27 protein-coding genes are annotated in these 24,643 nt (G+C 43.7%); 3 read left to right on the plus strand and 24 right to left on the minus strand.

Translation table 11 applies throughout. From position 1 onward, the window contains the following. Window positions 1-75: 75 nt before the first annotated feature. From ileS to LRM45_RS01015, 21 genes are all read right to left on the minus strand, one after another. On the minus strand, window positions 76-2,985 hold the full coding sequence (ileS, locus tag LRM45_RS00920; protein WP_243826380.1) for an isoleucine--tRNA ligase: 2,910 nt from the start codon (window positions 2,983-2,985) through the stop codon (window positions 76-78). Next, window positions 2,985-3,644 (minus strand): DUF4145 domain-containing protein, encoded by a 660-nt coding sequence (locus tag LRM45_RS00925; protein WP_243826381.1) that lies wholly within the window; start codon window positions 3,642-3,644, stop codon window positions 2,985-2,987. Before LRM45_RS00925 ends, ileS begins: the two co-directional genes overlap by 1 nt. 270 nt (window positions 3,645-3,914) lie before the next feature. Continuing rightward, window positions 3,915-4,601: a LiaF transmembrane domain-containing protein gene (locus tag LRM45_RS00930; protein WP_243826382.1), complete on the minus strand. Its 687-nt coding sequence runs from the start codon at window positions 4,599-4,601 to the stop codon at window positions 3,915-3,917. 28 nt (window positions 4,602-4,629) lie between these two features. Then, a complete protein-coding gene (locus tag LRM45_RS00935) occupies window positions 4,630-5,619 on the minus strand; it encodes a WxL protein peptidoglycan domain-containing protein (RefSeq protein WP_243826383.1) in 990 nt (329 codons plus the stop codon). Between the two features lie 100 nt (window positions 5,620-5,719). Continuing rightward, window positions 5,720-5,854, minus strand: a complete 135-nt coding sequence (locus tag LRM45_RS04210; RefSeq protein WP_275973413.1) for a hypothetical protein — start codon at window positions 5,852-5,854, stop codon at window positions 5,720-5,722. A gap of 141 nt (window positions 5,855-5,995) precedes the next feature. Beyond that, complete coding sequence (locus tag LRM45_RS00940; protein WP_243826384.1) at window positions 5,996-6,364, minus strand: hypothetical protein; 369 nt, start codon at window positions 6,362-6,364, stop codon at window positions 5,996-5,998. 59 nt (window positions 6,365-6,423) lie between these two features. Continuing rightward, window positions 6,424-7,131: an LPXTG cell wall anchor domain-containing protein gene (locus tag LRM45_RS00945; RefSeq protein WP_243826385.1), complete on the minus strand. Its 708-nt coding sequence runs from the start codon at window positions 7,129-7,131 to the stop codon at window positions 6,424-6,426. A gap of 8 nt (window positions 7,132-7,139) precedes the next feature. Continuing rightward, window positions 7,140-9,560: an RCC1 domain-containing protein gene (locus LRM45_RS00950; RefSeq protein ID WP_243826386.1), complete on the minus strand. Its 2,421-nt coding sequence runs from the start codon at window positions 9,558-9,560 to the stop codon at window positions 7,140-7,142. Window positions 9,561-9,632: 72 nt separating this feature from the next. After that, on the minus strand, window positions 9,633-10,241 hold the full coding sequence (locus tag LRM45_RS00955) for a vitamin K epoxide reductase family protein (RefSeq protein ID WP_243826387.1): 609 nt from the start codon (window positions 10,239-10,241) through the stop codon (window positions 9,633-9,635). Then, window positions 10,234-10,491 (minus strand): hypothetical protein, encoded by a 258-nt coding sequence (locus LRM45_RS00960; RefSeq protein WP_243812837.1) that lies wholly within the window; start codon window positions 10,489-10,491, stop codon window positions 10,234-10,236. The genes LRM45_RS00955 and LRM45_RS00960 overlap by 8 nt, the downstream gene beginning before the upstream one ends. After that, a complete protein-coding gene (nrdR, locus tag LRM45_RS00965) occupies window positions 10,491-10,946 on the minus strand; it encodes a transcriptional regulator NrdR (protein ID WP_129632309.1) in 456 nt (151 codons plus the stop codon). The genes LRM45_RS00960 and nrdR overlap by 1 nt, the downstream gene beginning before the upstream one ends. A gap of 5 nt (window positions 10,947-10,951) precedes the next feature. Further along, on the minus strand, window positions 10,952-12,145 hold the full coding sequence (gene ftsZ, locus LRM45_RS00970; protein ID WP_243826388.1) for a cell division protein FtsZ: 1,194 nt from the start codon (window positions 12,143-12,145) through the stop codon (window positions 10,952-10,954). Window positions 12,146-12,182: 37 nt separating this feature from the next. Further along, entirely contained in the window at window positions 12,183-13,409 is a 1,227-nt protein-coding gene (ftsA, locus tag LRM45_RS00975) for a cell division protein FtsA (RefSeq protein ID WP_243826389.1), read from the minus strand. A gap of 47 nt (window positions 13,410-13,456) precedes the next feature. Continuing rightward, entirely contained in the window at window positions 13,457-14,224 is a 768-nt protein-coding gene (map, locus tag LRM45_RS00980; protein WP_243826390.1) for a type I methionyl aminopeptidase, read from the minus strand. Then, window positions 14,221-14,778: an adenylate kinase family protein gene (locus LRM45_RS00985; RefSeq protein ID WP_243809613.1), complete on the minus strand. Its 558-nt coding sequence runs from the start codon at window positions 14,776-14,778 to the stop codon at window positions 14,221-14,223. Before LRM45_RS00985 ends, map begins: the two co-directional genes overlap by 4 nt. 9 nt (window positions 14,779-14,787) lie before the next feature. Further along, complete coding sequence (locus LRM45_RS00990) at window positions 14,788-15,246, minus strand: GatB/YqeY domain-containing protein (RefSeq protein ID WP_243777742.1); 459 nt, start codon at window positions 15,244-15,246, stop codon at window positions 14,788-14,790. Then, window positions 15,246-15,461 (minus strand): 30S ribosomal protein S21, encoded by a 216-nt coding sequence (locus tag LRM45_RS00995; protein WP_039326918.1) that lies wholly within the window; start codon window positions 15,459-15,461, stop codon window positions 15,246-15,248. Before LRM45_RS00995 ends, LRM45_RS00990 begins: the two co-directional genes overlap by 1 nt. Before the next feature lie 59 nt (window positions 15,462-15,520). Further along, window positions 15,521-16,018, minus strand: a complete 498-nt coding sequence (locus tag LRM45_RS01000) for a hypothetical protein (RefSeq protein ID WP_243826391.1) — start codon at window positions 16,016-16,018, stop codon at window positions 15,521-15,523. 87 nt (window positions 16,019-16,105) lie between these two features. Continuing rightward, window positions 16,106-17,734 (minus strand): single-stranded-DNA-specific exonuclease RecJ, encoded by a 1,629-nt coding sequence (gene recJ / locus LRM45_RS01005; RefSeq protein ID WP_243826392.1) that lies wholly within the window; start codon window positions 17,732-17,734, stop codon window positions 16,106-16,108. Next, on the minus strand, window positions 17,734-18,036 hold the full coding sequence (locus tag LRM45_RS01010) for a helix-turn-helix domain-containing protein (RefSeq protein WP_243826393.1): 303 nt from the start codon (window positions 18,034-18,036) through the stop codon (window positions 17,734-17,736). The genes recJ and LRM45_RS01010 overlap by 1 nt, the downstream gene beginning before the upstream one ends. 64 nt (window positions 18,037-18,100) lie before the next feature. Continuing rightward, window positions 18,101-18,760 carry a phosphoribosyltransferase gene (locus LRM45_RS01015; RefSeq protein WP_243816586.1) on the minus strand — a complete coding sequence of 220 codons (660 nt, stop codon included), beginning with the start codon at window positions 18,758-18,760 and terminating at the stop codon, window positions 18,101-18,103. 39 nt (window positions 18,761-18,799) lie between these two features. Here LRM45_RS01015 and priA point away from each other — a divergent pair, with 39 nt between their 5' ends. From priA to fmt, 3 genes are read left to right on the plus strand one after another with little or no spacing between them, the layout of a single operon-like run. After that, window positions 18,800-20,740, plus strand: a complete 1,941-nt coding sequence (gene priA, locus LRM45_RS01020; RefSeq protein ID WP_243826394.1) for a replication restart helicase PriA — start codon at window positions 18,800-18,802, stop codon at window positions 20,738-20,740. 20 nt (window positions 20,741-20,760) lie between these two features. Further along, window positions 20,761-21,336 carry a peptide deformylase gene (gene def / locus LRM45_RS01025; protein ID WP_243826395.1) on the plus strand — a complete coding sequence of 192 codons (576 nt, stop codon included), beginning with the start codon at window positions 20,761-20,763 and terminating at the stop codon, window positions 21,334-21,336. After that, window positions 21,296-22,180: a methionyl-tRNA formyltransferase gene (gene fmt / locus LRM45_RS01030; protein ID WP_243826396.1), complete on the plus strand. Its 885-nt coding sequence runs from the start codon at window positions 21,296-21,298 to the stop codon at window positions 22,178-22,180. Before def ends, fmt begins: the two co-directional genes overlap by 41 nt. 42 nt (window positions 22,181-22,222) lie before the next feature. On the opposite strand, the gene LRM45_RS01035 is transcribed toward fmt, so the two are convergent. The 3 genes from LRM45_RS01035 to LRM45_RS01045 all read right to left on the minus strand — a co-directional run bounded on the left by LRM45_RS01035 (window position 22,223) and on the right by LRM45_RS01045 (window position 24,562). After that, window positions 22,223-22,651 carry a DUF5663 domain-containing protein gene (locus LRM45_RS01035; protein ID WP_243826397.1) on the minus strand — a complete coding sequence of 143 codons (429 nt, stop codon included), beginning with the start codon at window positions 22,649-22,651 and terminating at the stop codon, window positions 22,223-22,225. 62 nt (window positions 22,652-22,713) lie between these two features. Beyond that, a complete protein-coding gene (locus LRM45_RS01040) occupies window positions 22,714-23,028 on the minus strand; it encodes a DUF5663 domain-containing protein (protein WP_243826398.1) in 315 nt (104 codons plus the stop codon). 34 nt (window positions 23,029-23,062) lie between these two features. Continuing rightward, a complete protein-coding gene (locus LRM45_RS01045; RefSeq protein WP_243826399.1) occupies window positions 23,063-24,562 on the minus strand; it encodes an ICP22 family protein in 1,500 nt (499 codons plus the stop codon). Window positions 24,563-24,643 lie beyond the last annotated feature (81 nt).

Here is a 24,643-nt window from a genome sequence, read left to right on the forward strand (position 1 = left end):
GCATAAGTCTGATTAAAAGTCAATAGAATATCCTCCCCGCTAAGAGGAGGATATTCTCATTTCACTCGCTAGCCTTTAGGCTTTTTTCAGGGAAATTTCTACCAATTTACCCTCGATTTTGGCATCATATTTTTCTGATTCATCAACCGCAGAATTTAATTCCACAGCGAGCGTTTCAGATTTAATGACATCGGCGAAAGCGTCAATAGCTTGAGATATTTCAGAATCGTCACTGGAAATACTCAGTACAATTCGATCATCTATCTGCAGACCAGCCTGCTTGCGCGCGCTTTGTACGTGGCGAACGATTTCACGCATCAAACCTTCGCGCTTTAGTTCAGGAGTGATTGTTAAGTCATAAACAACGCTCGGTTGCGCCGACTCAGATTCTGAATCTGTAACAATTTCAACCGATTTCACGTTTAATTCATCTTTAGCGATATCAATCAAGAACTGCGCAACTTCCGCCGGCGTATCCTGAGAAATAGTATTGATAAGCTTCACAGACGCCAACGGCTGACGCACCTTAATTCCCTCCGATGCGCGCTTCGATAAGCCGTCATTCACCGCAGTACGCAGTGCATTCATGTCGCGTAGCATTGAATTATCTATTTCACCAGCTGGCATCCAATCTTTAAGATGAATCGACTCATTATCGCCCGTCAAATTATGGTACAATTCTTCCGCTAAGAATGGCGTAAACGGCGCTAGCATATAACTGAGTCGCACCAAAACGTAATGGAGTGTGCGGTAAGCGTCATCTTTATCACCGTCATCTTCAGATTTCCAGAAGCGGCGGCGACTGCGTCGGACATACCAATTGCTTGCGTCGTCTAAGAATGGCAAAATCGGCTTAGTTGCATCCTGAAGGTTGTAATTATCAAGACCTCGCTCGACCTCTGTTATCAATTGATGCAACCTCGACACAATCCAAATATCCAACGGATTTGTTAAATCATGAAGCGGATCTGATATATCGCCATTAAACTCCCAGCCGTCAACTTCAGCGTACATCGTGAAGAAGTCGTACATATTCCAGATCATACCAAGCTTACGCGCTACATCCATCACATCCTTATCCGCCAAGGCAAAGTTTTCGCCATTTGTTAGCGGACTTGAAAGCATCAAGAATCGGAAGCTGTCGGCCGAAGTCTTATTCATCAACTCCATCGGATCGGTATAATTCTTCAGCTTCTTGCTCATTTTTTTACCGTCGGCGGCATTGATAAATCCAGTACAAATCAAATTCTTCCACGGAGATTTACCAAACAAAGCCACATTCACCGCCGTTAAGCTATAAAACCAACCGCGTGTTTGATCAATCGCCTCAATGATGAAATCGGCAGGAAAACTTGCTTCAAATTTTTCCTTGTTCTCAAATGGATAATGGAACTGAGCGAACGGCATCGAGCCAGACTCAAACCAGCAGTCCAAAACCTTACCAATATGATGCATTTCTGCGCCGTCGCACTCAAACGTAACGTCCATAACTTGCGGCAAGTGATAATCGTCCAACTTGCGGCCCGTAACTTCTTCAAATTCCGCAAAGCTACCAATCACCTTCACCACTTCCGTACCGTCATTTTTCACGCCCCTCCACACTGGAATTGGTGTTGCCCAATAACGATCGCGGCTCAAATTCCAATCTGGCGCCTGCTCGATGATGTTATGAAATCGTCCAGTTCTCAGATTGTCTGGCGTCCAACTTGTCTGCTCGTTCGCCTCCAGCATTTCCTTTTTCTGACTCTGAATATCCATAAACCAACTCGGATGAGCACGGTACATCAATTTCGTGCCACATCGATGACAATGCGGATATTCGTGGCGAATATATTCAATTTTCAGCGCCCGACCTTCTTCTAATAAAGTCTTCGCTATCTCCTTATTCACCTCCCAGATATTGCGGCCCAGCCATCTACCTTCTGTGTAATTTCCATCACCGTCAACCAACGATAGTACTGGAACGTCATTTTTTCGGCACAATTCATAGTCATCCTCGCCGTAAGCTGGCGCAATATGAACAATTCCCGTACCGTCCTCAGTCGTCACGAAATCGGCGTTAAGAATCTTATGCGCAGCCGGACCACGATTTTCGAATAGCGGCTCAAATCGCTTGCCCACCAATTCAGAACCTTTAATCGTCTTAACTATTGAATATTCCAGCGGCTGGTGCTTTTCGTCCGTCATAACTTTCTCAACACGGTCGCTTGCAACGTAAAACTTTTTATCGCCATACGCCACCAAAGAATAATCGACATCCTGATTTACCGCCAAAACCATATTTGCTGGCAAAGTCCACGGCGTCGTCGTCCATGCAAGCAAATACTCATCTTCATCTTCCAGCTTAAAGTAGACAAACAAGCTCGGATCAGTGTCTATTTGATAACTATTCTCCATAGCCACTTCGCTCTTAGAAATTGGTGTCGCATCCTTCGTGCAATAGATCAAAATCTTTTCGCCTTCGTAGATTTTGCCTTCTTCGTAAAGTCTCTTGAACGCCCACCAAACAGATTCCATGTAATTATTATCCATGGTTTTATAAGCGCCCTTAAACTCGACCCAACGACCAATTCGCTCAATCGTGTCTTCCCATTCGGTGCCAGTTCGCACCATAGCCGCTCGACATTCCTTTACGTAATCCGAAACGCTAATCTTCGTGCCAATCTCTTTTTTATTAGAAATGCCTAGCGTTTTTTCGACGTAAACCTCTGCTGGTAGTCCGTGACAATCCCAACCCCAACGGCGCTCAACTCGCTGACCTTTCATCGTGTGAAATCGTCCCATCGTATCCTTCACCGTGCTAACCAACAAATGTCCGTGGTGTGGCGTTCCCGTCAAAAACGGAGGACCGTCATAAAAAACCCAAGAATTATCAGCAGGACGCTGCGCGACCGACTTGTTAAATGTGTCATCGTCTTTCCATCGCTGCACCCAATCTTTCTCATATTCTGCAGCTCGACGACGTGTTCCATGTTTGAATTTCATTACAATTTCTCCTCATTCTTATTTTTACCATCTCGTGATTCAATCTGATTTTTAATTCCCTCTGGCAAACCTTCAAATAATTCGTTTATCTGATTCTTCCGGGTGATGAGGCTATCGGTAACATAATTCATTAGCCTATACATACTGTGCACTAGATCAGGATTTTCGTCAAGATTAATTTCCCCGGGGTGAGTTCCGTTATTGCCAAACACCCTCAGAATATCCAGGGCTCTTTGTGTTTCAGATTCAACACCCGACGCAACTATTTTCTTTATATCATTATTTATATTTTTGCCATCTCCCCCCACAGCGCCGAGAAGTATTTGCAATCCTAGTCTCAACAATGCTGCAGCCGCACGGGGTGAAATAGGCAAAATTTGAGCTGATTCTCTATATAGTTTTTTAACTTCATCTGGCATATCGTCGTTCGGATCTTCTACTGTAATTTGTGCCGGATAAACTAAAGACCCCTCAATCCAGATAGACAGCTCGTAACAATGTCTGCATTTTGATACAGTAAGGAAATCTGATGGCAAGGATGAGTTAAGCAGATTGCTAGACAAACTACCACCCCATGATTGATGCGCAAACACCTTACAATGTGCGCAATTAAACTCATCTTTCCCGTATTCCGGTGGATAATACGTTATTTTCGTCATAATTCTCCTAAATTAAAAATCACCTCTTTTGACTTCGAGAATCCGCTTAGGTGTTTTATGCGGACGGTACCATCTCGATTCCAAAAGAAGTGATTCTTTCAGCTCTTTATTTGCTATTTACGCAAGCTCACGGCAGGTTCTAATCTCGACTTTGTGCCGATTTCTTCCCGCAGACTTCACGGCTGATAACCGCTCATTTCACGCCAATTCAACATACGCGAAAACGCCCTACTGCTATTGTAGCGCGTTTTCATCAAAATCCCAAGAACTTTATTTAATTTCCAGACCGCCTAAAACACACTCACCCTTCAGATATAGAGTCTTTTTGGCAGAATCTTTAGGTAGAGTTTTATCATCAGTTCCACCCAAAAATCCGCGCACTTCGTTCTTAACAATCACATCGTCTGGCAAAGTAATATTAACGCCACCGCAAAATGTAAAAATTTCAATCACAGAACCGTCTTTAATCTTTGCTTGACGCAAATCCAAATCCACGCCGCCAAATGTGGCAACCAACGAACCGCCAGTATAATCACCTTTTACAGCGTCTTCTTCACTCCAAAAACAAGAAATCTTCTCATTAGAAGCGCCGTCTTTATCCAGCTTTTTAGAACGCTTAACGCTCTTAGGACTAGTATTAAACATCATCGACAAACCAGCAGCAATCAAAACTACAGGCCAGAATACCCTCCAGATACTAACGTCAACTATTCCGTAAGAATTTAAGCCAATCAGAATGCCAATCACAACCAGTAATAATCCCCAAATCCACGCCGTTTTATTTCGATAATTGAATATATTTACCAGCCCAGACAACACAAATCCCGTAGCCCAAACCGTACCCCAGAAAATATCCCAGCTAATGTTAATAATTTCGAGATTCTTCAACAGCAAAACCCCGCCGAGCGCCACGATTACAATGCTCAAAAACGCTCTAATCAGAGAACTTTTCTTCATACGTCTATTCTATCACTTTTTTATAAACTTAACGTTTTTTAAATTGAACAGTTTTTTTGTTCCGTTTTGATTTTATGACAATTATCACTATCAAGATAATGAACAAAAGTATTCCACCGCCAATCATCATTAACGCTGTAGTTGATGGCCAGAAGAATAATTCTTTTGACTCGGCGGTTTTGGTGATTAGCTCATTTTGATCCTGACTAATTCCCCACTCGCCAGCCTTCTTTTTATAGGAAATCGACAGCTCTACCTTATATTTTCCGCCCCAAAACGGCGCCAAATTGCTATCATAATTAAACTGCCGCGTTTCATTCGCAATCGTTGCATTCACGCCACCGTTTTTATAGACAACATTCCCCATCGGGTCTTTCACGACCAGCTTTACGTCAACATCAGCCGACACATTGCCAGAATTTTTTAAGGCAATTTCATACAATTGACTACTGTTAGAGTTCTTAATGTTAAACTTCTCAATCGTCACATCACGGTGAATATCACCAGGAACGGTTATCGCCATACGGATAGCCTGACGAGTCTGAATTTGAATGCCACCAGCATTATTTGACGCCTGATTAACCTTCCGCTGAACAACCATACATGCATTATGCTCGCCAACATCTGCTTTGCTTGGAACATTTACCGTAAAATCAACAAGTGCGTTCTCGTTCGCGCCAAGAGTCACCTCTTTTTTAGAGACAGAAACCCACTTGCCCGCACCAACTTTGTCCTCTGACTTCTCCTTGCAAGTCATATCACCAGTCGTCGTAACCGTGCCATCAACCGAATAAACTTCAATCGTTTCTTCTTTATCAGACCCGTTTTGAACATACAATTGGTCAGATTTCGAAGCGCCACCAGAAAGATTATAGATGAAAATTGAGCTTGTCCTGGGATTATCCGGATCAGGATTTGCTGGCCGACCGCCAATACCATTAGCAGACACCACCACAGGCAAAATCAGCCCTGCAATCATCGCCACTCCAATAATCTTACTCCACAATAAATTCTTCATACCCCTCCTTAAAAACCTATTATGTTTATTATATCAATGTCACACATAAAAGAATAGACACTCATCAGAATGTCTATTCTCGCTTAATAATTTAAGTCTGCTAAAGAGCCGTAATCGTTTGAACCATTGGCAATACGTATGTACCTGCTGCCTGACCAGCTGGGATGGTTTGGGCTAATGAGGTATTAGTTATATATCCAGCCCATACTTTACTAGCAGTCGCTGAAGCGCTCATTAGTGTTACGGGACTAGTACCAGAAAAGGTCGTAGAAGTACCCTTGGTAATACCTGCAGCTGTACCAATTACAGGAGTTACCGTACCGCCAGACGGATTAACTGTTAGGCGACCCTCGTTAATAGTTCCGTTGTATTTATACTACTTTCCGCCGCCTGCAGACCAAACACCAGTTCCTGGAGTCGCTACGTTCAGTGTCAACGTCCAGCCATTATCTGCGGCACCTGGGTTTTCGGCATAAATTCGATTGTCGTTATCCCCAAAAACACCAGTTCCCGATCCTAATGAGGATGACACTGTCGTAGCGCCCATAGCGAATGTTGGATTATTAACTAAGGAATTAGCCGAGTCACGGATATCAGTACTCAAAACTCCAGGATTAATTGTCTGAGAGAGTTTAGAGTTAGCAGTAGTTGCGGCATTAGCTACAGAAGAGTTTGTCATATTATACAATCCCAATAGACCAACTACGCCTACGCTCGCAACGATTAATAATGTTAACTTTTTCATTTTTTCTCCTTACTTAATTGATTTAATTTACTACATTATAACTTATTATGCTTATTTTTTCATTTATCCCTCTTTTTCTGTTTTTTAACAATAAATAACATAATGAACGCCGCAACAATTACACCAATACCAGCAGCCATAATCATCCATAAATTAATTCCCGTATTAGCCAAAACCTTACTCACCTCTTTAACAACCTTCGGAATACCAATAACATCTTCAATGGTCTTTTCCACGGTCTTTTTCGGAGTCGTAAATGAAAAATCAGCAAACCGCACTACTTCTGGAGATGTCGCATTAGCCTTCAGTTTAGCCGTAACACGACCGTTATGGGTGTATTCTGGAGCTGACGACATAGAATTGTCGCCTGGATGATTATTCTGCCAATTTGAAAAATCCAACATCCATATATTTCCGTTAACTTTAAGCTCTCTATCCCGCCCTAAAACAAAAGTTCGACCATTAAATTCAACCTTCAGATCGTGCCGACCTGTATCAGGATTAACTACCGTATGAACCGCGTCATAAACGCCATACACCCGCAGATGTTTTCTATTTACCAAATCAAACTTAGAGAATTTTGACGGAAAAGTCGGACAAATTGGCTCATTCATCTGGCTACCTGTTTCCAGAGAATCGCGAGCACAGTCAGTAATCACTTGCGACAAATTAGAGTTAGCTGACGAATCCGCAAAAGCCGAATAAGGACTACTCAAAGTAGTTAGTAATGTTATGACGATGAATAATTTTTTTACTCTATTTTTCATACTCAACCCTATTGCGCTGTTACTGTTAATGTCATTGGCAATTCATAAGTTCCTGGTTTTTGATATGCCGGAATAGTCTGGTTTAATCGAACGTTCTGTAGCAAAAATGCGCACCCCAATTGACCAGTTGACCCGCTGCTACTCATCAATGTAACGCCGTTAGCCGTAGCGGTCCCTACCTTAAATTGAACATCAACACCCTTTGATATTCCTGATGTTTGGCAAGTTGACCCGCTCAATGAACTACCCGAAGCTAAGACAGATGATGTACCAAAATTGACGGACAGAAATCCCTGATCGCCATTAGTGCCGTTGAACATATACGATTCTGTACCAACAGTTCGCTTCCATTTGGCGGTCGCGCCGTCAGATGCCGACAACACAACGCTCCACCCAGAGCTGGTTTGTGTATTCGTCACTTCAATTTGCTTCGAGTTTGAGTTGGATAAGAGAGCGCTGGTAGCTACGCTGCTGCTACTCATCATGGAATTATCAAACCTCGTACCAGTATCTGTAATTGTAGCGCCAGCATTATCTCTAAAACGAATGTCTAACGACCCAGGAGCGGTCTTAAATTCTGGATACATTATGTAGCTATCAATACTAGATCCAGGAGCGACAGTTGTGTCAGTTGCTACGCGGACGCAATAATTTTCATTCCTATCAAGCCCTTTATCAACAAGCGCCAAATCCCACACACCCACTTCGCCAGCAGATATTTTTTGCGCATTCGTGAACGCTCCAGCCACTCCGCTTTTTCTCACCAGACTTTGAGGTCGAGAAGCGATAGCTCCCGCCGGCAGTTCTAGATCAGTCGAGTTACTATTGATACTAGTGCCATCAGCGGGACCACCCACAGAATAAGCAAGTTTTGATACTCCAGTCACGACTTGCCAATCTGAACCACTTACCGCCGAACAAGTTGCCGCACTACCCTTTTTTGCATATTCAATGCGCAGCTTCATTGATGTAGGCTCAATGGCTCCTCCTGGAGGTGCTATTAACGTAGGGCGCGTGACAGGATCATTACTCGACTGGCCATTTCCTACCTGCCCCTTGTTATTATTACCCCAACAATACATCTCACCTGTACGCAAGGCGCATAAAAAGTCTTTACCTAAATACATGGAAGTTTCACCAGAACTCGTAAATGGAACATTCACTTTTACGGGAGAGGGCAAAAATCCTGTGGCAGTTCCACTGCCTATTTGACCCTTAGAGTTATCACCCCAACAATAAATTTCGCCAGTGTTTAATACCATACACGTAAATTCGCCGCCAGCGTAAACATTTTTAATAGTCTTCCCTCCAGAAAGAATGCTACTTCCAAAAGAAGCTCTTGAAGCAGTATTTCTATAGCCAGATGCTGTGTTACCCAACTGACCATTGTGATTTCTTCCCCAACAATACACTTCTTGACCGCCAGAAATAACAGCACAGGCATGCGAATCGCCAGCAGATATTGACTCAACTTTTTTCCCATTAAAACCTTTGACTTTAGTGGGATATTGAGTTCTACCAGCAACACTCCCTACTCCAGTCCTTCCTGTAGCATTATACCCCCAGCAGAATGCTGTACCTTCGACCGTCGAAGCGCACGTAAATCTATCCCCTGACACAACCTGCTTAACCGATTCCGTTCCAAAGTTATTCATATTAACCGCTGCTGGCGTGTATGAAGCTAGGAATACGTCACGACCTAATTCTCCATTTATGCCTCTACCCCAACAGTGCAATTTTCCCTCCGAGTTAAGCGAACAAGTATGCTCATTACCCGCGGCAATCTGAGAGATGACTGTAGTCGTGGTCTCTCTAACTGGATATGGAGCGTTGCGCTGAATTATGCCACCATTTCCTAGTCTTCCAACTGCACCAGAGCCCCAACAATAGTCTTTATTGTCAGAAGCGATTACACAAGTGTGATAATAACCCGTAGTAATCTGTTTGATGGTTTTCCCGTTGAGTACGTCTTGTGTATATACGGGCACTGGGGTTGTTGATGAACTAGTTGAATTAGTACCAAGAGCTCCATACTGACCATTACCCCAACAATAAACACTATCATCCGACATAATGGCACAGTTATGCTCAGACCCGCTTCCGTGCTCAGCTAATTTTTTAAAATACGCACTCTTATTTTGAAGACCAAGCCTCAGCCGAAAATCAGCGCCGACTTTTGGCAATGTGGCAGCGGTGTTGGTGTTTGCCAGCGGACTTCCTGGATTAATACCATTGGACGATTCGTACAATCGATAAGACACTTGCCCCACTTCAATCTGCTTACTACCACTAGGAATAGTCGCACGACTTTGCTGAGAGCTCAAAAACATAAACCCTAAAGCTGCGCTAACGACAATAAAACCGCCAAGGATAAAAAATCTCTTGGCTTTACGGTCTTTTATTATTGATAACGTTCTATTATGTTCCATAGTGGTGGTATAGATTGAGCATAAATATACATCATAAATATACCATAAGCACTTTACATAAAGCAAGCAAAACTAGAACAATTGGCTGCCGAATTTGGCGATTATCGCGACAATTACCGCGACGATCAGCGACACCACGACAAGCGCATCATATCCGCCACCAACAATCTTCTGCATATATTGACAAGAAATATTTTTCTGTAGAACATTATAGCGCGTCAAACCGAACATAATCATCAGCACACCAAGGTCCAAGGTCAAACACCACGGACAAAGCACACCAATTTCGACGTAGCTCATATAAAACATCCAAATAGCAAATATCATTCCGATGACAGCACCAGCCTGCGCCGCCTGCATAAACCACTTCGGAAACTTTGCTCCCGCCAACAACGCCACTGCAATTGTCACCATAACAGGCAAAGTCATCGCGCCGATGAAACTGTTTGGAAATCCTAAAATAGCCGCCGACCAATGATTCGCCACCGCCGAACAGCTCAGAGCCGAGCTAAAATCGCAACTTAATACAGCGTGAGAGTTTTTTGCTAACTCCAAGGCTTCAATAGACAACACAAATGACGCCAATAACCCTAACCCACTACCGACAAGCATTATAAATGCCGCCAAATTTTGCTTTTTCAAATCTTCGTGGAATAACCAGTTTTTGATTTTACTAAACATAAAAACTCACTTCGCTAATTGTCGGTAGCGGCAAGCCACGCCAAAGGTTCTGCAGTTGACCGCTATCACTCAGCGCAATAATTGTTGGATACTCCACAATGTCATACACTTCGCAAAAATTATTACCTTCTGCAGAATCAGGACTCATCTCCTCTAAAACATGACCAGTTTGTCGGCTAAAATCACGCAAAAAGTCTGAAACTTGGCGCGCATAATCGCTTTCCGAACGATAAATCACAACTACTCGCATTACAATTCCCGCTCGCCCTTACTGCGTCGCTTCGCTAAAATCTCCACAAAATCGTCCAATGTCTTAAACTCATAAAAAACGCTAGCAAAACGAACATACGCCACTTCATTACGTTTTTCTAATTCATCCAAAACTTGATCGCCAATCTGTTTTGACGTAACTTCCGATTCACCCAGCGCGTATAAAGAGTCTTCAACCGCCGTAATGATATTATCAACTTCCTCGTCAGACTTAAAGAATTTTCCGACCGAACGGCGCGTCGAATTCGCCAATTTCACCCGGTCAAACAGCTCACGATCACCATTTTTCTTTATCACCGCCAGGTTTGGTTTTTCAACTCGCTCATATGTAGTAAATCGCTTGCCGTCTGGAGTTTCCCTGCGACGTCGAATTGCAGCACCGTCAGAAACTTCGCGTGATTCAATAACGCGACTATTGCCGATATTAAACACCATTCTGCCTACTCCTTATTCTTCTTTCGTCGCCTCAGAAATGCCGGCGTATCATCCTCATCATCGTCAGCTTCAACAGTTGAATTTTCCCAAATATTAGTCTCTGGCTCAGCCGCAAAACTTTCGGCAGACTCTTCCTTATCCAACTCTAGGTCAATATTCTTAACCATTTCGTCATCAACTTCTGTTTCGGCAGGCTTCGTGTCGTCGCCTACAGTCAAGCTAACTTCCTGCTGGCGGAATGTATCGCTATCAAATCCTGTCGCAATCACCGTAATAACCAGCTCGTCTTCCATTTCCGGCTTCAAAGTCGCACCAAAGATAATGTTGGCATTCGGACTAACAGCGCTAGTAATAATTTCTGCAGCTTCCTGAATTTCTGCCATACTCATATCGTAGCCGCCAGTTACATTGAATAGCACGCCCTTGGCGCCATCAATCGACACCTCAATTAGAGGGCTTTCAATAGCTTGTTGCGCCGCCTGAACCGCTCGATCATCACCGCTCGCTCGCCCAATTCCCATCAATGCTGAACCGGCATTACTCATAATTGCCTTAACGTCAGCAAAGTCAAGGTTAATCAAACCATGCTCAGTAATCAGTTCAGAAATACCCTGAACACCCTGCCTTAAAACATCGTCAGCAATTTTGAAAGTTTCCAACAAAGGAGTTCGACGATCAATAGTTTGCAACAATCTGTCATTTGGAATAGTAATCAAGGTATCAACTTCACGACCCAAGTGAGAGATTGCCCAATCCGCGTTAACTCGACGCTTCTCGCCTTCAAAGCTAAACGGTCGAGTTGCCACGCCAACTACCAAAATGCCTAGTTCGCGTGCCACTTCTGCCACAACATAACCAGCACCAGAACCAGTTCCACCACCAGCACCAATTGTCACAAATACCATGTCTGCGCCTTCTAGCGCTTCCCTAATTTCGTCACGAGATTCATTAGCTGCAGCCTCACCAACAGTAGGGTCGGCACCAGCGCCCAAACCATTAGTTGCGTCACGACCAAGATGAATTTTTATGTCAGCCTTTGAATTGTGCAACGCCTGAGCGTCCGTATTCATAGCAATAAATTGAACGCCAGTCAGACCGGCATCTTTCATTCGGTTAATAGCTGAACCACCAGCGCCGCCGACACCGACGACTTTTATGCTGGCAAATGTTTGAACTTCACTTGGTTGTATTTGCGGCATATATTCCCTCTCTTAATCCTTACATAAAGTATATCATTTATTTAAATCTAGCGAAAATATTTTTGAGTAAACCGCCAGCTTTTTTAGTGACATCATTTGCGCCAACTATCGGTTTTACCTGCTGCGAAATGCCCATAGAATCAATCAACATCAGACCAACCGCAGCCGAAAATTCCGCGCCTTTCACTTCATCGCTAACTCCGCTATATCCAGCCGGAACACCCAAGCGTGCCGCCACACTCAATTGATCTTTCGTAAACTCCACCATACCCTTGACTTTCGCCGCACCACCAACCAGCACAACGCCGCTCGGTAGCTTTCCTAATCGTCCAGCTCGCTTTAGCTCTTTAGCAATTGCCTCAAAGATCTCTTCATATCGCGCTTGAACAATCTCGTCAATTTCCTCTTGGTTAAACTTATACGTCTGCTTTTTAATCTTCGTTTCAACTTCACCCAGAGCCTCGCCGCCAAATCTCGCATGTGCCAATTTAACAACTTCTGCAATTTCCGGATCCGTCCTAAGTCCAATAGCCAAATCGTTCGTTACATTCTGACCGCCCATTGGGATAACCGCCAGATGTTGCAAATCGCCCTCTTCGTAAATGGCAATTCCCGTAGTTGCCGCGCCAAAATCAATCACTGCAACGCCATTTTCACGCTGACTTTCCGTAAGAACGGATTGAGCTGCCGCCAAAACCGACGGAACAACAGATACGGCCTCAACCTTAGCCATTTCCGCCGACTTCTGTAAATTAGTAATGTGTGGAACCAAACCAGACACGACATTCGCCCTAATTTCCAGACGCGCGCCAGTCATACCAATTGGATCTTTAATATTATCCTGACCATCCAGCCTATACGCGTGCGCAATAATATCTAAAATCTCTCTATTCTGTGGCACTTTTCCAGTTGTAGCAACTTCCTCCAGCCTTAATATATCATCGTGCGTAACTTCATTATTAACGGTTCCAACGGTAATCATTCCGTCGGCTTTTGTACTCAATAAATGAGATCCGTTAATACTCAACGTGGCTGCGTTAATCTGATGGCCGCTCATTCGCTCAGCTGGTTCCAGCGCCTTATCAATAGCCTCAGCTGGACCGCTCAAATTCGTTACAGTCCCCTTTCGCATTCCGCTATTCGGCGCTTCACCGACGCCAACAATTTTTGGCGCACCATTTTCTGCGTCAATATAACCAACGACACAGCGCACGTTTTTCGTGCCAATATCAATTCCTACCACATATCGAGATTGCTCCTGCATAAGCTCTATTATACAGGTTATGTCTATAATTTGGCAAGTGAATTAGCCTAAAGCTTCGTCAGAATTTCAGCACCAGTTTCGGTAATCAATACCGTATGCTCAAAATGCGCACCCAGACTGCCGTCTTTCATACTAATTGTCCAGCCGTCGCTGTCGGTGATAATTTTCTCACCGCCCAAGCTCGCCATCGGTTCAATTGCAATTGTGTCGCCAGCGTGCAGCATCGGACCAGTTCCTCGCCTGCCGTAATTCGGAATTTCTGGCTCCATATGCATACTCAGCCCCACGCCATGACCAACTAGTTCACGGATTATACCAAGTTTAGCCTTCTTCAACACAGCTTCCACTCCCGCTGAAATATCGCCAACTCGCGTTCCATCGCCAGTTATCGCGTCAATTCCCGCATATAAACTCTGTTCTGTTGTGTGTAATAAATGTTTCTTCACACCCTTAGGCTCCTCATCAACAACCATAGTAAAGGCACTATCCGTTTTCATTCCACGATAGCCAATTACCAAATCAAAGCTGACCACGTCGCCCTTTTCAAAAACATATTCGGTCGGGAAAGAATGCACCAATTGTTCGTTCGTCGATATACAAATCACTCCCGGAAACTTCACTTCATCCGTAAGATAAGTCGCTTCTGCGCCAAAATCTTTAATTCGCTTAGCTACAAAATCATTAGCATCCAATTCACTCATTCCAGCCGTTACAGATTTTTTCAATTCGTCATAAATTGTCGCAAGCATTTTGCCGCACTCGCGCATATCTTTCATCTGTTGCGGCGTTTTTTCTCCGGTGATCAATTGGCTCATTTTACGCCCTCAACGATGCCGCGGCTAACCAGTTCTCTCTCGATTTCATCATGAACTTGACCAACAGTTCCAACGCCGCTCATATGAATAATTGGAACGCCGTTTTCATTTAGATAATCCAGAATTGGGTAAATTTCACCTCGATAAATACTGAGTCGCTTGTCAATTGCTTCAGGCGTGTCATCAACTCGACCGCGAACCCTCAAACGCTCCAGAATTTCATCGCGCGGAACTTCCAGCACAATCACCAACTTAACGTCTTTTCCGTGATGTGAACGCGACTCAATAAGCCATTTCGCTTGCTCCAGCTGTCGTGGATAGCCATCCAAAATCACGCCATTAATATCCTTAGCTTTATTAAGGGCCTCGCCCATCAAACCGTTGATAGTTTCCATCGGCACCAGTTCGCCAGATTGCATGCGATGAATCAATTCACCATCATGTGTGTCGCGAAGCAGCTGTCCGGCACTAAGCCAACGCCAACCGTGTCGTGCCGCTAGAATCTGCCCCTGCACACTCTTACCAGCACCCGCCGGCCCAAAAAATACAATCATTTTTTCCTCCTATTTTGTGAGTTTTTCTTTAACAATTTTTGCCACCAACGCGCCATCCGCAGCATTGCCGACTTTACTTTTTACCGCGCCAATAACTTGTCCCATTTTCTGAATTGAGACATCATCCATACCCGCAATAACTTCTTCTACAATCTTTGAGATTTCCGCCTCGCCAAGTTGCTCTGGCAAAAATTCTCGTAAAATTTCCGCTTCTTTTTCTTCAGGTTCCGCCAACTCCGCACGGTCGTTCTTTCGATATAAATCTGCACTTTCGACGCGCTTTTTCACTTCTCGAGCGACGACTTTTTCAATTTCAGCATCATCCAAGCCATCTTCTCGCTTGCCCAAAGAAACTTCTTCGTTTAAGATTGCTGCCTTTAGATTACGCAAAACATCACCACGAAAACGATCGCCGCTCAATAGAGCGGCTTTCATTTCACTAGTAATGCGCTCTTTTAGCGCAGACATTAACGCACCCCTAGGCGCATTTTTGCCGTTTTTTCAGCTCGTCGCTCGCGGCGAATAATAGCTTTTTTACGACGCTCGGTCTTTGAAATTGGTTTTTCAAAACGCATAACGCTCTTAGCGCGAGCCAAAACACCGCTTTGCAAAACCCTGCGGTTGAAACGACGAATGATATTTTCGTTCGCTTCCTTCTGATCTTTACGTGTTACTTGTACCATACTGCAAACATTATAACAGATAAGAAAGTATTTGCCAACTAGGTTTAGTTAAGACCGCCTTAAATAATCTTGAAATCCACTTCTTGGCTACCGTTGACATCTATTGCCGATATAACATACACCTCGCGTATTGGATAGAGCTCTCCATCTGGATATTTCTTAAGTACTGGGCACGTGAATGTATACGACTTATGACTTCTATCCGCACCCACAACACACCTCGTGCTTGATAAGTTTATAAACACCTCCTCAGGTACGGAACGCTCTTCTACAGACATCTCTCCTCTATCATCTAGGAATGCTGTTACCATAAGCCTTTTTGTATTAATTTTAACTGGAATAGGCTCATAACTATGTGCAGCCATTTCTTGTACGGCTTTTGCGAATTCGTCCCAAGAATCAAATGGAATGCCCCCTAATAAGACAGCCTCTTTCCTAATGGTAGTTTTTTTAAGCTCTTCAGTCGCTTCCATGGCTAAAGCACCCATTGTCCGCAACTCACCTTCCGTCAAACCTTCTCCACGCCCAACTTCAGTAAAATTTTCATAGTTTTTCATATTACCACAACTCCTAAAATCACCCTCTACTTAAAAAATATTACTACACTATAATACACTACTCTATAAGTAATGAAACTATTACACCTAAGCCAAATGTAACAATCGCCCCTCAACAGACCGCATTCCCTGCCATTCATTCACAGTCGGCTGGAACCAGACAGACACCTCGTCGCCCACTTCACGGAAAAATTCTTCTGGTGCATTAAAAGCCAGCATCTGCAGCGCAACGTCATTTTTATCACGCAGGGTCAACTTCGCGTGTTGCCCATCCGCACCCATTCTCCTCACATTTAAAACCGTCGCTTTGGTTATCTTCAATATAGGCTCTGCGTTACCATTGCCAAACGGTTCCATCTTTGCCAAATTATCAATCAGCTCCTCATTAATTTCCGAAAAATCGTCAATTTCAACGTCAGCTCTCGGCAGTAGATATAATTCTTGGTTTTTCAATTGCAATGAGTCGTAAAACTCATTCACTCGTCGTCTAAAATCGTCAATTCTCTCGGTCGCCAGCGTCACGCCCGCCGCCGCTCCGTGACCACCACCTTTAATAATGATGTCGTCAGCTGCACGAACCGCGTCAGCTGCGGAAAAATCGCCAAAACTTCGCGCCGAGCCCGTAGCCTCATCGCCACGCTCGCCAATTATAAAAACTGGCTTCTTATATTTCTCAACCAACTTTGACGCCACGATGCCGATAACTCCGTGATTCCAATTGCCGCTATTCACCACCAAAACTCTATCATCGGTCATATTGTCCGCCTGCTGGCAAGCTTCGTCAAAAATCTCATCCTGAATACTACGACGCTTAATATTCAATTCCTCCAACTTTTCACTAGCTTCCAATGCTTCCAACCCATCACTCGCCGTCAGCATATCCAGAGCATATTGCGCCGTTTCCAGTCTGCCCGCCGCATTCATTCGTGGACCCAAGCCAAATCCCAAATGCCTAGCGTTAACCTTCTCCGGCTCAATTCCCGCCACCGACATCAACGCCTTCAAACCAGGACGCCTCTGCTTTTTCAAAACCTCCAATCCCCAATAGACATTCGCCCTATTTTCATCTGCCAACGTAACTATGTCGCAAACCGTTCCCAGCGCCACCAAATCCAATAGCCACTTCTCGTAACCATCTGGCAACCCGTCCAGTTCGGTTTGTAGAGCCTGAACCAATTTAAACGCCACACCCGCGCCGCATAAATCGCGAAACGGATATTTATGACCAGGAAACTTCGGATTAACCGCAGCAACGCTCGGCGGTGGAGTCTTAGCAACATTATGATGATCAGTCACCACCGTATCAATCCCCAAACTCGACGCATATTCAATTTCTGCATGACACAAACTTCCCGTATCAACCGTAACAATTAAATCCGCGCCCATATTTCGCACCTTATCAACGGCGCCCATCGTCATTCCGTAACCCTCAACAAACCGATTCGGAATAAACGCACCAACTTCCTTAAAGCCAAACTTGCCAAACGCATCCAACAAAATTGCCGTTGCACTCAGCCCGTCAATATCATAATCGCCGTAAATAACAATTTTCTCACCCTCAGTGTGCGCCTTTTTCAAGCGGTCCACTGCTTTTTTCATATCTGGCAATAAAAACGGATCGTGCTTTACTGACGCGTAATTCGGATGCAAAAATTCTTCACGCGCCGCACGCGTAGTCAAGCCTCGAGCCGCTAAAATTTTCTCAAATAATGTCATTAGTCTTTATCAGCCAGGCCGCGCTTCGATCGCGCTGAATATTGCTGAGATTTAATCACCATACTTTGCAATTCCTTAAAAATTGGGAATTGTTTATTAGTGAAATACGTACGTGAGTTACCCTGCTTTTCACTCTGCAAAAATCCAACCTTTTCTAGTCGCTTCAACTCTCGTTGAATATTTCCAGGATCTTCCTTAATTAGCTTTGCTAATCCGCGAACATGTGTGTGAAAATCAGGATACTTAGCGTATACTACTACAATTTTTCGCCGCACCCTAGATGTAATAAAAACGTCTAACATAACCTCCCTAACGCATCTTTCTTAATTAAAGTTTATCACAATTTTACAACACCCGACAAGTTTTTTACTTCCAATTCAAAATAACCTGATTAATTTTCGCTATCGTTTCCTCTTTGGACGGCAATATATTATCCTCATAATAATGATTTAATCCCATAAAATTCTCCTTCACGTCCAAGATATGCATTTCATCAACCGTCATGTGCAATTTATCCACCGCCGCCACGCCACAAAACGGCACCGCAATCACTAATTTCTCGATCCGAACTGACTTCAGAAAACTCAAAGCCACGTCCAAAACCGACAAATCATCGCCAAAACCATCACTTGCCAAAATCACCACCCGATCTTTTAGCATATCCTTATCAATAATTCCACCATCGCCCAAAAGCCTATTCATTTTCTGATGAGCCTCGCGCTTTTTCTCTTCCAGATAACCGTGAAATTCACTAGTATATTCATTGATTTCACCGTCAGAAAATTGACTATTATACGTAAATTGCCCAGACTGCGACATCGCTCCGATGCTTAAACTTTCCCCAGGAATCTCAATCCCTTCGCTAAGCAACATCATGAGGACACAGTGAAGCTTCACTGCAATTTGCTCGCCGATCAGCACGCCACCTTCGCCAATTGCAACCACTGCGCAGTTTTCATAGCGATACTTTTCCAGTACTTGATCAGCCAGAATTGCCCCAGCCTGCGAACGACTCTCAAAATACATATGCTTATTTTAGCATTTTTTTCGCGATATAATATAAACATGCATTACTATTTGGTTTCGCCAACAAGAATCGTCCGTACCGACGCAAGTTCGTTTACGTATTCTTCAGAGGAAAGACTGCCAACTGGAACGATTGTTGCTATAGAAATCGGCAAAATCAATGCTATTGGCGTAGTCCTACAAGAAGTTCGCCAACCAGATTTTGAAGTCAAGCCAATTAGTAAAATCGTTGAAGAATATCCCTTGCCAATCGAACTCGTCCAAACCGCCATATGGATGAGTAAATATTACTCTACACACCAAGCAACCGTATGGCAAACAATTTTACCCAGCGGATTATCCAAAAAACGTCGCTCAATTAACCAGTCCACCCCAGTTAATACAGCAGAAAATCGAACAAAAAATGTATTCACTAATGAGCAAAAAGCAGCCCTCCAGGCCATCGAAAATCTCCATTCCGGAACGATACTTTTACACGGCGTAACTGGCTCAGGAAAAACTTTAGTGTACATAGAAGCCGTAAAACAAGTCTTAGAAGAAGAGCGATCGTCAATAATTTTAGTCCCCGAAATCGCCCTAACCTCGCAACTGGTTGCTGAGTTTTCCGCTCATCTACCAAATGTCATAGTTACCCATTCCAAACAAACCGAAGCTCAACGATATGCAATCTGGAAAAGAGTCATCAGCTCAAACGATCCGGTAGTAATCATTGGCCCGCGATCTGCTCTTTTCATGCCCGTGCAACAGCTCGGACTTGTGGTGATTGATGAGTGTCACGAACCAAGTTTCAAACAGGAGCAGTCCCCTCGATATTCAGCCCTCCGCGTCGCCTCAGTTCTTACGAGTCAACATCGCGGCAAGCTAATTCTAGGTAGCGCCACTCCAGCAGTCGCCGACTATTACGTTGCAAAAAAATCAAACACGCCAATCATTACAATGACAAAACCAGCAAGACCAGACACCGTTCGCCCAAACGTGACGCTGGTCGATATGACAAAGCGCAACAATTTTACTCAACATCAATTTCTCTCTGACTCACTTCTGAAATCTATAAACACAGCATTATCAAAAAATGAACAAGTTCTTATTTTTCACAATCGACGCGGCACAGCATCAATCACATTATGCGATAACTGCGGCTGGCAGGCAGGCTGCCCACGCTGTTTTATTCCGCTCACTCTGCACGCGGATAGTCATAAATTGTCATGTCACATTTGCGGTTTTTCGACCAAAGTTCCTACTAGTTGCCCTGAATGTAAAAACGCCGACATCATTCATAAAGGTATCGGAACTAAGCGAATTGAAGACGAATTACAGAGGTTATTCCCGAACAAAAAAATTGCTCGATTTGACAAAGACACCGATTTGAAGGCTACCGTAGACGAGCGTTACGATGAACTGAAAAATGGCGAAATAGATATAATTATCGGTACGCAAGTTATCGCCAAAGGACTAGATTTGCCACATTTAACAGTCGTCGGAGTCGTTCAGGCTGACACCGGACTTTCTCTCCCTGACTATTCATCACCCGAACGAACATTTCAATTGCTCGCCCAAGTCGTCGGCCGCGTCGGCAGGTCAAGCACGTCAACAGAAGTTGTCGTCCAATCATACCAGCCAAGTCACCCATCCATCACAAACGGACTATCTCAAAACTATACAGAATTTTATCAAAGAACCATATCTCAGCGGCAAAAAACCAACTTTCCACCTTTTACTTACTTATTAAAACTAACTTGCGTTTATAAAACCGAAGCCGCCGCCATAAGGAACGCTAAAAAATTGTCCGAACTATTAAAATCCAATTTTGATAACATTGAAGTTTTTGGACCAACGCCCGCTTTTTATGAGCGCGTCCGCGATACATATCGATGGCAAATCGTAGTAAAAAGTCCCAAACGACAAGAGCTTCTCGACGCCTTAAACTTCCTGCCGCCATCACACTGGCAGTACGAGCTTGACCCTGTAAGTCTACTGTAATTTCTGGTATAATTATAGCAATGACAAAAGACGATATTATCACATTACCAAACCCACATCTTCGCCAAAAATCATCGAAAATCCACGTTGTTACTAATGATGTTGTAAAACTGGCAGACGAAATGACCGCAGCCGCACTGGACTGGGAAGATTCCAGACCACATGAAATTAGCGCTGCCCTGGCTGCTGTGCAAGTCGACAAATTAGAACGTGTCGTGATTGTTCGAGCGGACTTTGAAAGAAAATCAACTCGCGAATTTATCACTCTTATCAATCCAGAAATCGTGAAATATGAAGGCGAGATTGTTGAAGACTTCGAGGGATGCTTAAGTGTTAAAAGCATTTACGGAAAAGTTCCTCGCTATAGTAAAATTCGAGTAAAAGCCATGAATTTAGATGGCGAAGAAGTGCGAATTAAAGCCGGAGGATTTTTGGCGCGCGTATTACAGCACGAGATAGACCACTGTAACGGATTAGTTTTCATAGACCATATTAAGGATAAAAAAGACGCTTTTTACACGCTCGATAAGAAAGGCGAGTTGCAACCGTTAGATTATGACAAAGATATCGCCGAAAATAGTATTCTTTGGGACTGAAAATTACAGTCTAATTACCTTAGAAGCTCTTGTTGAAGAGGGATTTAACGTTGTTTGCGTTATTACCAAGCCTGACACCAAGCGCGGTCGCGGACACAAACTTACTGAACCTCCAGTAAAAACATTCGCTAAATCTCACAATATTCCAGTTTTGCAGCCAAGCAAAGTCAGTGAAATTACCGACCACATAAAACAACTTCAGCCAGTAACGGGAGTTTTGGTTGCATACGGAAAAATCATTCCCCAGTCAATTATCGACTTATTTACACCGGGAATTATCAATGTTCACCCTTCTCTACTACCAAAATATCGAGGACCCTCGCCTATCGAATCAGCCATAGTCAACAGAGATACCGAAACTGGCGTATCAATAATGCAACTTGATAGTAAAATGGATGCCGGTCCTATATACATCCAAACTCGACAATCGCTCACTGGAAAAGAAACAAAGTTCGAATTATATGACAAACTATTCCACGAGGGCACTTCTCTGCTAATAAAAAACTTGCCAAATATCATCAGCGGGAGTCTTCAGCCAACACCACAGGACGATTCTCTGGCTTCATATTGCCAATTATTAAGCAAGGACAATTCATGGCTCGATACGGAGCGTATGACCGCCGCCGAGGCTGAAGCTCACGTCCGCGCACACCTCGGGTTTCCGCGTAGTCGAATGACAATTGACGATCGAGATATCATCATCACGAAATCCCATTGCGACAAAACTCCGAGTTCTCATCTTGATAAAAAATTTGCCGACGGCAACTATTTAATCATTGACGAGCTCATCGCACCCAGCGGAAAAACAATGACCGCTGAAGATTACCTAAGAGGCTACAAATAAAAATAACCCCGCATAAGGGGTTATTTTATCGTCCGCATAAAATTACGCTTGGACTGAGCCTAAAATAGCATCTTTATTCGCTATAATTTCTTTTTTCAAGTCAGCCATCACCGCAGCCACAACGTCACGATAATCTGGCCGATTGACCTCTAGCCACTTAGTAGCTGCAAATTCATCCTTCAGACGCGGATCGTCAACTAGCAAACCTGAAGCTTGCGACATTTTCTGCAACATTGGTTCCTGCTGATAATTAGGCGCATGTTTCGCTAGAAAATCATCCACAGCACCAGGAGTTTTATCGATAATCCCCGCAAATTCCTCCAGCTGAGCATCGCTCATCCCCTGGCTTAATCGTTCGCCAACTCGAAGCTCTAGTTCGCTATAAATATGTTGCAACAACGATTTTTGCTGATCTTCCGGCAACTGGTCCAGCCCCAATTCTTTAAGAAATTCTTCATTCAGTTGGAACATAGTCCTCCTTTTCTTTCGTCTATATGATTAAGTTAAATTATACCAGTAACTGTTTAATATTACTATCCACGCATCATATTCAGCACGTCATTGTATAATTTTTGTAACTCGACCATAGTCTCATTCATCGAGGTTTGAACAATTTCTGTTAAATTAACGCCGTTGTTTGCGCACCAATTCAATACTACAGAAGCATCGTCGCCATCCAGTAATTTCATAAACTCATCCAGCTTCGCTTCGCCAACAGCCAGCAAGATCTTCCTTGTAATCTTATCCTGTACACTGTTAGCGACGTCTTCCCTCATCTGTTCTTTTTTATCCGCAGGCAATGATCCAAAACCAGCCTGTGCTAAGAATTCGTCAGTAATTTCAAACATTTTTTATCTCCTTGTTTATTTTATATTTTATCTATTAAGCGTATTTATTCAATACATTCAACACGTCTGCAGTAGCGCTAGATCCGTCAACTTCCATCCATGTTCCGCCAGGGCCATCAAACCACTGTACGGTATGACCGTCAGCTATTGCCTTGTCAGCCAGGTTGTGAAGTTGATCCATTGCGTTTGCGTCACCAAACTTCTCAGCAGCCCAGTCCCAAGGATAGTCGTAAGAATTGAAGTTTGATGTATCTGGATTAATATTATTTACGATTTTGTCAACAGAGTTGTCCACAGAAGATGCGCCGCTAGACTGTGGTATTTGCTCACTACCAGATTGTGAAGGTGCAGCAGTATTACTCTCAGCTCCAGTAGCGTGTGCAGAGTTAGCCCAGTCGCCAACAAATTTACCAGCAAAACCACCCAAGGCAAAACCAACACCATACTTACCTAATGACGATCGCACCTTCTTACGCAGGGCATCCTGCCTCTCTATACTCACGTCCTTAAGATTGTCAACTGATACATTGACTGCATGCTCCATAACATCGTCAATTTTCATGTTAGCCACAGTTTTTTCAAATGAAGGATCTATAGTTTCAAGACGGGCATCAGCTATGCGATCTTCGCCACGATACTCCTCCAGAACAGCCTGCTTTGTTGCTCCAGCAACTCCTAATTCCGTTACAATACCGACAGCCGTAGTAATAGGCCATCCAGCGAAGGTCGCTGTAGTAGCACCTACCGCAAAACCAGTACCGCCCAACTTCAACAACTGAGCAATCCTACCACCCTTATTAAACCATTTACCAACTTTAGCGGCAGCTTTCTTAAATTTACCACGATCATCGAGCATGTTGTCATACTTATCTGTCGTTGTTCTTGAGGTTTCTTGCATACTTGCAAACGCCGCTTGACCCATTTCCGCTGCTAACTCAGCCTGCTTTTCTGGATCCTGTTTTGCTGCTTCGATTTTATCAGCAAACTTAAGACGCATGTATTCCAGTTCGCACTGCTTCAATTCTTCTGTAGCAGCATTCAACTCTTCTTGTCGTTTCTTTCCGCCAAAGAACTTCTTAAAGAAGTGTGATTCAACGGCGATACCAGCCTTAGCGAACCTCTCCCTAGCGATTTTAAGTTTAGCAGCAGCTTCATGTTCTTCTGCGCTCATCTCGGTCTTTTCAGCATCAGTTTTACCCTCAGACTGCTCATCATCACCATATTCAGCTTCATCATACTCATCACCAAAATATTTATCTCGCATAGCCTGTTCGTATGGCGTTAAGTCTTCTGGATTATCATCCTTCTTTGGTTCATCATCACCATATTCAGCTTCATCATACTCATCACCAAAATATTTATCTCGCATAGCCTGTTCGTATGGCGTTAAGTCTTCTGGATTATCATCCTTCTTTGGTTCATCATCACCATATTCAGCTTCATCATACTCATCACCAAAATATTTATCTCGCATAGCCTGTTCGTATGGCGTTAAGTCTTCTGGATTAAGCCTAGTAGGTTGTTTTTCGCTCATTTTGTGGTGGTTTCCTTTCGCCTTCTGCACGCAGAATGGCAATAAACTTATGTATATCTAAGATACTATCATAAATACACA

Source organism: Candidatus Nanosynbacter sp. TM7-057, assembly GCF_022828295.1.
Taxonomy (GTDB): domain Bacteria; phylum Patescibacteriota; class Saccharimonadia; order Saccharimonadales; family Saccharimonadaceae; genus Nanosynbacter.

Coding starts and splice junctions, on each gene's coding strand:
- ileS (WP_243826380.1), bottom strand. CDS start 2,985: ATGAAATTCAAACATGGAACACGTCGTCGAGCTGCAGAATATGAGAAA.
- LRM45_RS00925 (WP_243826381.1), bottom strand. CDS start 3,644: ATGACGAAAATAACGTATTATCCACCGGAATACGGGAAAGATGAGTTT.
- LRM45_RS00930 (WP_243826382.1), bottom strand. CDS start 4,601: ATGAAGAAAAGTTCTCTGATTAGAGCGTTTTTGAGCATTGTAATCGTG.
- LRM45_RS00935 (WP_243826383.1), bottom strand. CDS start 5,619: ATGAAGAATTTATTGTGGAGTAAGATTATTGGAGTGGCGATGATTGCA.
- LRM45_RS04210 (WP_275973413.1), bottom strand. CDS start 5,854: ATGAGCGCTTCAGCGACTGCTAGTAAAGTATGGGCTGGATATATAACT.
- LRM45_RS00940 (WP_243826384.1), bottom strand. CDS start 6,364: ATGAAAAAGTTAACATTATTAATCGTTGCGAGCGTAGGCGTAGTTGGT.
- LRM45_RS00945 (WP_243826385.1), bottom strand. CDS start 7,131: ATGAAAAATAGAGTAAAAAAATTATTCATCGTCATAACATTACTAACT.
- LRM45_RS00950 (WP_243826386.1), bottom strand. CDS start 9,560: ATGGAACATAATAGAACGTTATCAATAATAAAAGACCGTAAAGCCAAG.
- LRM45_RS00955 (WP_243826387.1), bottom strand. CDS start 10,241: ATGTTTAGTAAAATCAAAAACTGGTTATTCCACGAAGATTTGAAAAAG.
- LRM45_RS00960 (WP_243812837.1), bottom strand. CDS start 10,491: ATGCGAGTAGTTGTGATTTATCGTTCGGAAAGCGATTATGCGCGCCAA.
- nrdR (WP_129632309.1), bottom strand. CDS start 10,946: ATGGTGTTTAATATCGGCAATAGTCGCGTTATTGAATCACGCGAAGTT.
- ftsZ (WP_243826388.1), bottom strand. CDS start 12,145: ATGCCGCAAATACAACCAAGTGAAGTTCAAACATTTGCCAGCATAAAA.
- ftsA (WP_243826389.1), bottom strand. CDS start 13,409: ATGCAGGAGCAATCTCGATATGTGGTAGGAATTGATATTGGCACGAAA.
- map (WP_243826390.1), bottom strand. CDS start 14,224: ATGAGCCAATTGATCACCGGAGAAAAAACGCCGCAACAGATGAAAGAT.
- LRM45_RS00985 (WP_243809613.1), bottom strand. CDS start 14,778: ATGATTGTATTTTTTGGGCCGGCGGGTGCTGGTAAGAGTGTGCAGGGG.
- LRM45_RS00990 (WP_243777742.1), bottom strand. CDS start 15,246: ATGTCTGCGCTAAAAGAGCGCATTACTAGTGAAATGAAAGCCGCTCTA.
- LRM45_RS00995 (WP_039326918.1), bottom strand. CDS start 15,461: ATGGTACAAGTAACACGTAAAGATCAGAAGGAAGCGAACGAAAATATC.
- LRM45_RS01000 (WP_243826391.1), bottom strand. CDS start 16,018: ATGAAAAACTATGAAAATTTTACTGAAGTTGGGCGTGGAGAAGGTTTG.
- recJ (WP_243826392.1), bottom strand. CDS start 17,734: ATGACATTATTTGAGAAAATTTTAGCGGCTCGAGGCTTGACTACGCGT.
- LRM45_RS01010 (WP_243826393.1), bottom strand. CDS start 18,036: ATGTTAGACGTTTTTATTACATCTAGGGTGCGGCGAAAAATTGTAGTA.
- LRM45_RS01015 (WP_243816586.1), bottom strand. CDS start 18,760: ATGTATTTTGAGAGTCGTTCGCAGGCTGGGGCAATTCTGGCTGATCAA.
- priA (WP_243826394.1), top strand. CDS start 18,800: ATGCATTACTATTTGGTTTCGCCAACAAGAATCGTCCGTACCGACGCA.
- def (WP_243826395.1), top strand. CDS start 20,761: ATGACAAAAGACGATATTATCACATTACCAAACCCACATCTTCGCCAA.
- fmt (WP_243826396.1), top strand. CDS start 21,296: ATGACAAAGATATCGCCGAAAATAGTATTCTTTGGGACTGAAAATTAC.
- LRM45_RS01035 (WP_243826397.1), bottom strand. CDS start 22,651: ATGTTCCAACTGAATGAAGAATTTCTTAAAGAATTGGGGCTGGACCAG.
- LRM45_RS01040 (WP_243826398.1), bottom strand. CDS start 23,028: ATGTTTGAAATTACTGACGAATTCTTAGCACAGGCTGGTTTTGGATCA.
- LRM45_RS01045 (WP_243826399.1), bottom strand. CDS start 24,562: ATGAGCGAAAAACAACCTACTAGGCTTAATCCAGAAGACTTAACGCCA.